Annotated in this window: 8 protein-coding genes; all 8 read left to right on the top strand. The window is 65.5% G+C overall.

Annotated elements, in window-relative coordinates; translation table 11 throughout:
* On the top strand, positions 1-319 hold a 319-nt coding region (locus tag ACY0I8_RS14055; RefSeq protein ID WP_461395268.1), incomplete at its 5' end, for an AMP-binding enzyme.
* A gap of 73 nt (positions 320-392) precedes the next feature.
* On the top strand, positions 393-1,592 hold the full coding sequence (locus ACY0I8_RS14060) for a thiolase family protein (protein ID WP_461395269.1): 1,200 nt from the start codon (positions 393-395) through the stop codon (positions 1,590-1,592).
* A 39-nt stretch (positions 1,593-1,631) separates the two neighbouring features.
* Positions 1,632-3,395, top strand: coding sequence for an indolepyruvate ferredoxin oxidoreductase subunit alpha (gene iorA, locus ACY0I8_RS14065; protein WP_461395270.1), 1,764 nt, complete (start codon positions 1,632-1,634; stop codon positions 3,393-3,395).
* A gap of 28 nt (positions 3,396-3,423) precedes the next feature.
* Complete coding sequence (locus tag ACY0I8_RS14070; RefSeq protein WP_461395271.1) at positions 3,424-4,002, top strand: indolepyruvate oxidoreductase subunit beta; 579 nt, start codon at positions 3,424-3,426, stop codon at positions 4,000-4,002.
* 238 nt (positions 4,003-4,240) lie between these two features.
* Entirely contained in the window at positions 4,241-5,296 is a 1,056-nt protein-coding gene (locus tag ACY0I8_RS14075) for a TRAP transporter substrate-binding protein (protein WP_461395272.1), read from the top strand.
* A 76-nt stretch (positions 5,297-5,372) separates the two neighbouring features.
* Positions 5,373-5,897: a TRAP transporter small permease gene (locus tag ACY0I8_RS14080; RefSeq protein ID WP_461395273.1), complete on the top strand. Its 525-nt coding sequence runs from the start codon at positions 5,373-5,375 to the stop codon at positions 5,895-5,897.
* Positions 5,898-5,921: 24 nt separating this feature from the next.
* Entirely contained in the window at positions 5,922-7,235 is a 1,314-nt protein-coding gene (locus tag ACY0I8_RS14085; RefSeq protein ID WP_461395274.1) for a TRAP transporter large permease, read from the top strand.
* Between the two features lie 12 nt (positions 7,236-7,247).
* Positions 7,248-8,141 carry a universal stress protein gene (locus tag ACY0I8_RS14090; RefSeq protein WP_461395275.1) on the top strand — a complete coding sequence of 298 codons (894 nt, stop codon included), beginning with the start codon at positions 7,248-7,250 and terminating at the stop codon, positions 8,139-8,141.
* The last annotated feature ends 225 nt before the right edge of the window (positions 8,142-8,366 follow it).

An 8,366-nucleotide genomic window follows, 5' to 3' on the forward strand; every position in this document is an offset into this window, starting at 1 on the left:
CATGATCAACTCGGCCGGCCTCAAGATCTGGCCCCGGGAGGTGGAGGAGGTGATCTACACCCACCCCAACGTGCGCGAGTGCGCCGTGATCGGGGTGCCCCACGAGGTGTTCGGCGAGACCGTGAAGGCGGTGATCGCCCTCAAGGAGCCCGGCCGCACCACGGCCGAGGAGATCATCGAGCTCGTCAAGAAGCACCTGGCCGACTACAAGGCCCCGCGGATTGTGGAGTTTTTGGACGAGCTGCCCAAGAACCCCACCGGTAAGATCCTGAAGCGCGAACTCAAGGAGCGCGAGAAGAAGCTCCGGGGCGGCGCGTAAACGCGAGCCCCCGTTCGATCGAAGACCGGAGACCGACGACCGCTGACCGCAGTTCGATAGGGAGGAGGAGACCATGTTCACCAAGGCCTACGTTCCGTTCCGCGGGTACTACTCGAGCCCCTTTTCGAAGTGGCAGGGGACCCTCTCGACCGAGCACTCGCTCGTGCTCGGGGCCCAGACGGCCAGCCGGTGGCTCGGCCAGAAGGGGTGGGACCCGAAGCAGTTCGACTACCTCTATCTCGGGTACACGATCCACCAGAAGCAGGCCTTCTACGGCGCGCCCTGGGTGGCCGGCATGATCGGGGCCGAGGAGACCCCGGGCTGCAACGTGAGCCAGGCCTGCTCCACCTCCACCACCTGCCTCTACTACGCGGCCACGGGGCTCGAGTCGGGGGCCATGGGCCACGTGCTCACCCTCATGACCGACCGGTGCTCCAACGGGCCCCACATCCTGTGGCCGAACCCCCTGGGCCCCGGCGGCCAGATGATCTCCGAGGACTGGGTCATGGAGAACTTCAACCGCGACCCGTTCGCCAAGAACGCCATGATCCAGACGGCCGAGAACGTGGCAAAGGCCATCGGGGTCACCAAGGAGGAGTGCGACGAGGTCACCGCGCTCCGGTACGAGCAGTACACCAAGGCCCTGGAGAACGACCGAGCGTTCCAGAAGCGCTACATGTTCCCGGTGGAGGTCCGGGTCAGCAAGAAGAAGACCCTCACCCTCGAGGCCGACGAGGGCATCATCCCCACGAGCCGCGAGGCCCTGGCCAAGCTGCCGCCGGTGCTGGAGGGCGGGGTCCACTCCTTCGGGGCCCAGACCCACCCGGCCGACGGGAACTGCGCCGTGGTCGTGACCACCCGCGACGGGGCCAGGGAGCTCTCGGCCGATCCCGGGGTGGAGATCCAGATCCTCTCCTACGGGTTCGCCCGGGTGAAGAAGGGGTTCATGCCCATGGCACCGGTGCCGGCGGCCCGCATGGCCCTCGAGAGGGCCGGGATCACGATCGACCAGGTGGGGGCGATCAAGACCCACAACCCGTTTGTGGTGAACGACATCTACTTCGCCCGGGAGTTCGGGATCGACCCCGCCAAGGCCAACAACTACGGAAGCCCGCTCGTCTTCGGCCACCCCCAGGGCCCCACGGCCGGCCGGTGCATCATCGAGATGATCGAGGAGTTGGTGGAGAAGGGCGGCGGCTACGGGCTCTTTACCGGGTGCGCGGCCGGCGACACCGGCGCCGCCCTGGTGGTCAAAGTGGACACCACATCCTAATCGGGCCCCGAGGGGCCCCTAACGCCTGAAGGAGTTGCCATGAAGGAAGTCCTGTCCGGAAACGAAGCCATCGCCCGGGGCGCCTGGGAGGCTGGGGTGCGTTACGCCGCGGCCTATCCCGGAACCCCCTCGACCGAGATCCTGGAGACCATCGGAAGCCGGTACAAGCCCGACGTCTACAGCCAGTGGTCCCCCAACGAGAAGACGGCCCTGGAGACCGCCGTGGGCGCCTCCATGGCCGGGGTGCGGGCCCTGGCGGCCATGAAGCACGTGGGCGTGAACGTGGCGGCCGACCCCCTGTTCACGGCCTCCTACACGGGGGGGCGGGGCGGGCTCGTGCTCGTGTGCGCCGACGACCCGAATCTCCACTCCAGCCAGAACGAGCAGGACAATCGAAACTACGCGAAATTCGCGAAGATCCCGCTCGTCGAGCCCTCGGACTCCCACGAGGCCAAGGAGTTCCTCAAGATCGCCTTCGACATCTCGGAGGAGTTCGACACCCCGGTGCTCTTCCGGACCACCACCCGGATCTCCCACTCCAAGTCCATCGTGGAGTTGGGCGACCGGGCCGAGAGACCGGCGCCGGAACATCTGGAGCGGGACATCAAGAAGTTCGTGATGCTCCCGGCCTTCGCCCGACCCAAACACCCCCAGGTCGAGGAGCGGCTCCGGAAGCTCCGGGCCTACGGCGCCACGAGTCCGCTCAACCGGATCGAGTGGGGGGACCGGGCGGTGGGCATCATCAGCTCGGGCGTGGCCTACCAGTACGCCAAGGAGGCGATGCCGAACGCGAGCTTCCTGAAGCTGGGGCTCACCTACCCCCTTCCCGAGGACCTGGTCCGTGAGTTCGCCTCGAAGGTGGACCAGGTGATCGTGGTGGAGGAACTCGACCCGTTCCTCGAGGAGCAGGTGCGCCTCCTGGGGATCGAGGTGGCCCACGGCAAGGACTGGTTCCCCATCGTGGGCGAGCTCACCCCCGACCTCGTGGCGGAGAAGCTCACGGGCCGGGCTCCTGAGCGCAAGCCCGCGGCCCAGGGGCTTCCGGTGCGGCCGCCCGTGCTCTGCCCGGGCTGCTCCCACCGGGGGGTGTTCGTTGTGCTTCGGAAGCTCAAGGTGTTCGTGTCGGGCGACATCGGCTGCTACACCCTGGGAGCGCTCCCGCCGTTCGATGCCATGCACGCCTGCCTGTGCATGGGGGGCTCCATCACCATGGCCCACGGCATCTCCAAAGCCATGGGGGAGGTGACGGACCGCAAGGACAAGACCGTGGCCGTGATCGGGGACTCCACCTTCTTCCACTCGGGGGTCACCGGGCTCATGGACATGATCTGGAACGGCGGCCACTCGGTGGTCCTCATCCAGGACAACCGGATCACGGCCATGACCGGGGGCCAGGTGACCCCGGGCATCGGGAAGACCCTGATGGGCGACGACGCCCCGGCCATCGAGATGGAAAAGCTCGTGCTGGCCCTCGGGGTGAAACCCGAGAACGTGCGGGTGGTGAGCGCGTACAACCTCAAGGAAATCGAAACCGTGCTCAAGGAGGAGCTCGAAAAACCCGAGCCCTCCGTGGTGATCACCAAGGACCCGTGCGTGCTCCAGTACCGGGTGCAGAACACCCCCATGGAGGTGGACCCCGAGGCCTGCACCGCCTGCGGCGTGTGCCTCAAGACGAGCTGCATCGCCCTTGGCATGGTCGGCGAGGGCGACGCCAAGCACGCCCAGATCGACCCCAATTTCTGCACGGGGTGCACCGTGTGCGCCCAGGTGTGCAAGTTCGACGCCATTCGGCCCCAGGCGTAAGGGCCGCCACTCTGACCGGAGGATCGAGATGAACACGGTAAATCTTCTGTTGAGCGGGGTCGGCGGCCAGGGCGTGATCCTGGCGAGCGCGATCCTTTCCAAGGCGGCCCTGCTCCAGGGGCTGGACATCAAACAGAGCGAGGTCCACGGCATGAGCCAGCGGGGCGGGAGCGTGGTGAGCCACGTGCGGATCGGGGAGAAGGTGCACTCGCCGCTGGTGGCCGAGGGGGGCTGCGACATCCTCCTGGGGTTCGAGCCCCTGGAGGCCCTGCGGTTCGCCCACTGGGTGCGCCGCGACGGCACCATCGTGTACACCCCCGACCGGGTGAACCCCTCCACCGTGTCGGCGGGGCTCGCAGAATACCCCGACGACGTGGAGGAGCGGCTCAAAGCTTACCCCGTGAACCTCGTGCGGGTGGAGAGCGCGTCGTTGGCAGAGAAGGCGGGAAACCGCAAGGCCGCGAACGTGGTGTTGGTGGGGGCGGCCTCCCGGTTCCTGGATTTCCCCATCGAGGTCTGGCACAAGGCGGTGGAGGAGAGCGTGCCGCCCAAGGTGCGCGAGGTGAACCTGGAGGCGTTCCGCCTGGGACGCGAAGCCGGAGCCTGAGCGCGGGAGCGCGAGGGGAGGGGTGCGGGCGGCCGCGCCCCTCTTTTTGGCCGTGCGCGAACGGTAGACCGGCGTTTGGTTGCGTTCCCGCTGAACTGCGTTTTGTTCAAACGAACGCCATTTTCCTTCTTGATTGGCAATCGAACGCATGGTAGGTTATCAACCGCGTTTGATTGGAGGGCCCCGCACGGGGCAGGGAAGCGGCGGTTTACCCCACCAGCAGGAAAGGAGAGGAAGCATGCGACACTGGAAGCACCTCGTAGCGTTGGCGGCAGCGGTCGGTGTGGCCACGGCTCTCGGGGTCGGCATGGCCGAACAGAAGAAGAACCCCCTGGAGGCCTGGAAGCCCAAGTTCGACCCCTCGGGCGCCAAGTACGTGATGAAGGTGTCCAACGTCTCCCACCCGGTGCTCGAGGGGGTCGCGGCGGGGTACCGGATCCGCGACGAACTCTGGAAGCGCACCAACGGCCAGATCTATTTCGACTACTACCCGCTCTCCCAGCTCGGCGGCGAGGTGGAGGTCCTGAACCAGCTCGTCATGGGTGCGGTGCAGGGAATGCTGTGCGCCTCGGTGGCCGTGACGAACATCGCGCCCCGGATGGGGGTGGTGAACCTGCCGTTTCTGATCAACTCGTTCGACAAGCTCGACAAGTTCGTCGAGGACAAGGAGCTTTTCGATTACTTCCTCGCCGGCGCCGAGGACAAGGGCGTGATGGGGGTGGACATTACGGGCTACGGGAACTACGGCTGGGCCACCACCAAGCCCGTGCGCACCTACGAGGATGCCAAGCCCCTGAAGTTCCGGATCGCCGAGGCGGCGGTGAACCAGAGCCTCTACAAGGCGTGGGGCCTGAACGCGGTCGTGATGCCCTGGCCCGACGTGCACATCGCGCTCAAACAGGGCGTGATCGACGCCCTCGACCATACCCCCATGGTGTGCAACATCACCAAGAAGTTTGAGGTGGCCAAGTACTTCACCCAGATCAACTACGCTCAGGGGCTCTTCATCCACCTGATCAACAAGGCCTGGTTCCAGAGTCTGCCCAAGGACCTCCAGAAGACCCTGCTCGACGTGATCCACGAGGAGTGCGCCAAGACCCGCGTGCTCACCCGGGAGCAGGAGGAGCGGGAGATCGAGAAGGCCAAGGCGGCCGGCATCGAGTTCTTCACCCTGCCCGAGTCCGACATGCAGATGCTGCGGCAGAAGGGTGACGCCGTGCACAAGGAGTGGGCGGATCAGATCGGGCCCGATTACCTGAAGAAGGTCCAGGACTTCATGGGCTACAAGCTCTAAGTCGACGCGGGCCGGGGGCGTTTCCGGGTAGAACCGGGGCCCCCGGCCCGTTTTGTTTACCGCGGGAGGAGATCCGATGGTTCGGAAGGTGCTCTACGGGATCGACCGGGTCCTCACGCTTTTCGAGGAATGGACCCTGTTCCTCACGGTGATGGCCACCCTTGTGACCCTGTTTGTGAGCGTGGTCACGCGTTACACCATCACCTACACCATGACCTGGCCCGAGGAGCTCGTGCGCGAGGTCATCATGTACACCACGTTCATCGGGTCGGCCGCGGCCGTGAAGAACCGGGCCCTGATCCGGATTGACGCCGTTCCGAACCTCTTCCCCTGGATCCGGAAACCCCTGGATTTCCTGAACCACGCGGCGGTGGCCCTGTTCGGGGTGTTCATGACGTACTACGGCTGGAAGCTCGTGAAGCTCCAGTACGTGACGAAGCAGGCCACGATCATCCTGAAGATCCCCCAGTACCTTCTCTACCTCATGCTGCCGGCGATGGGGATCCTGATGCTCCTGCGCCTGGCCCACGTGCTCTACGAGGACATCACCGGCCGGCCCGTGGCGGGAGACGGCTCCGAACCCGAAGCGGCGGCCGAGTAGGGCCCGGGAGAGCGGACCATGGAAATGGACAGCACCATCTACTACGTGTTGCTTCTGCTGCTCGGAGGGTTGGCCTCCACCATCCCGGTGTACATGTGCCTCTTTTTCACCGGGGTGGTCGGCATGGCGTTCTTCGCGATGACGACGATGCCCTTCGACACCCAGTCCATGCTCCTGGCCCAGGCCTTCTACCGGAGCATGGACAACTTCGCTCTGGTCGTGGTGCTCTTCTTCATCCTGTGCGGAAACATCATGACCTCGGGCTCCATCGTGGACAAGCTGATCAAGACGGCCAAGGCGGTGGTGGGCTTTTTCCCCGGTGGGCTTGGCATGGCGGGGGTGCTCGCCTGTGGCATGTTCGGGGCGATCTCCGGGTCCACGGTGGCCACGGTGGTGGCCATCGGCGGGTTCATGATCCCGGCGCTCATCGCCGAGGGGTACGACGAGAAGTACTCGATCGGGGTCATGACTTCGGCGCCGATCCTGGGGATCATCATCCCGCCGTCGATCTCGATGATCCTCTACTCCATGATCACCAACGATTCCCTCGCCGCCCTCTTCATGACGGGGTTCGTGCCAGGATTCCTCATCACCTTGTTTTTCTGCCTGTACACGTACTTCGTGTGCAAACGCGATGGTTTCCGGATGCAGAAGCCCCCGCCCCTGCGGGAGTTTCTGGCCGTGATCAGGGAGAGCTTTTGGGCCCTGATGCTCCCCGTGATCATCTTCGGCGGGATCTTCTCGGGCATGTTCACGGCCAACGAGGCGGCCGTGGTGGCCTGCGTTTACGCCTTCATCGTGGAGATCTTCATCCACAAGGACATGGGGTTTGCCGAGGTGAAGAAGGTTGTGGTGTCCTCGGCCGTGACCTCGGCCACCCTGCTCGTCATCGTGGCCGGGGCCACGGTGTTCGGGAAGTACCTCACCGTGGAGCGGCTGCCCCAGATCATCACCGAGGCCGTCACCGCGAACATCACGAACAAGTGGGTGTTCCTGGCCGTGGTGAACCTGTTCCTCCTGATCGTCGGGATGTTCATGGACGTCATCTCGGCCACGCTGATCTTGACCCCGATCTTCCTGCCCATGCTCTACCAGTTCGGGATCAACAGCCTCCACTTCGGACTCCTGATGACCGTGAACCTGGGCATCGGGTACATCACCCCGCCCATGGGGGTGAGCCTCTACATCACCGGGGCCGTGGCCAAAAAGGACCTGATCTACGTGACCCGGGCCGTGATACCGTTCATCCTGCTGCAGCTCATCGTGCTCGCGATCCTCACGTACATCCCGGATCTCGTTTTGTTCCTGCCCAAGATCTTCTACCCGCAGAGCTTCTAGGAGGGTGACGCCATGGCGATCCCGACGCTCGTGTGCACCGACGGCTCCGAGCCCAGCGCCCGGACCCTGGACTACGTGATCCGGCTCGGGAAGCGGATCCCCCTGAAGCTCACCCTGGCCCACGCGGTGGACCTCAAAAAGCTCGAGTACCGCATGATCGCGGACATGTACCTCGACCTCATCCGGGAGAACGCGAAGAAGGTCGGGGCCGAGATCCTGGAGCGGGAGGCGGCAAGGGTGCGGGAGGCGGGCCTCGAGGTCGAGATCCGGCTGCTCGAAGGCCCGCCGGGGCAGGCCATCTGCAGGGCGGCCAAGGACCTGGGTGCCGCCCTGATCATCCTGGGCCGGCGCGGCCAGGCGGACCTGGGGGACCTCCTGTTCGGGTCCACCTCGAGCCACGTGGTCCACCACACCGACCGGCCGACCCTGGTGGTGAAGCGTACCGGCCGGTTCCCCAAGGGGCCTGAGGAGGAGCGGCCGATCCGATGCCTCGTGGGCCTCGACGGATCTGACGCCTCGGGGCGGTGCATCGACGCCCTGGTGGCCATCCAGGAAGCGGCGCCCGGGATCCACGTGACCCTGATTCACGTGGTGAACCCCAAAATCCACGGACTCGATCATCTGCCGGGGAAGGCCAAGTACGAGGCCCTCACGAAGCTGTTTGCCCAGGGGGAGGAACTGCTGGAGCGGGAGGCCGAGCGCCTCCGGAAGCTCGGGTTCCAGGTGGCCACACGGGTGGAGGAGGGGACCGTGGGCCGCACCCTGTGCCGCATCTACGAGGAGGACGAGCACGAGATCGTGCTCGTGGGCCGCCGGGGCCTCAAGGAGGCCGCCGAGATGCTCGTGGGCTCGGTCTCCCACTACGTCATGCACCACTGCCCGGGCCACGTGCTGATCGTGCCGTAGGCGGGGCCCGGCCGCGGGCCCGCGGATCGACCCAGGGGGGGCGCAAGCCCCCCGTTTCCATATTCCGCCCGTACAGGGTGCGTACACCGGGCCAAGCCGGCCACCGATTCCGACGGCATGCCGTCCACCGGTTCCGGGCGATGCCGTCCACTCGTTCCGATCGCATGCCGTCCACTTTCCGACTTCCTCCCGGAATCGGTGGACGGCTTGCCGGAATCACTGGAC

The sequence above is a fragment of the Deferrisoma sp. genome, assembly GCF_054681715.1.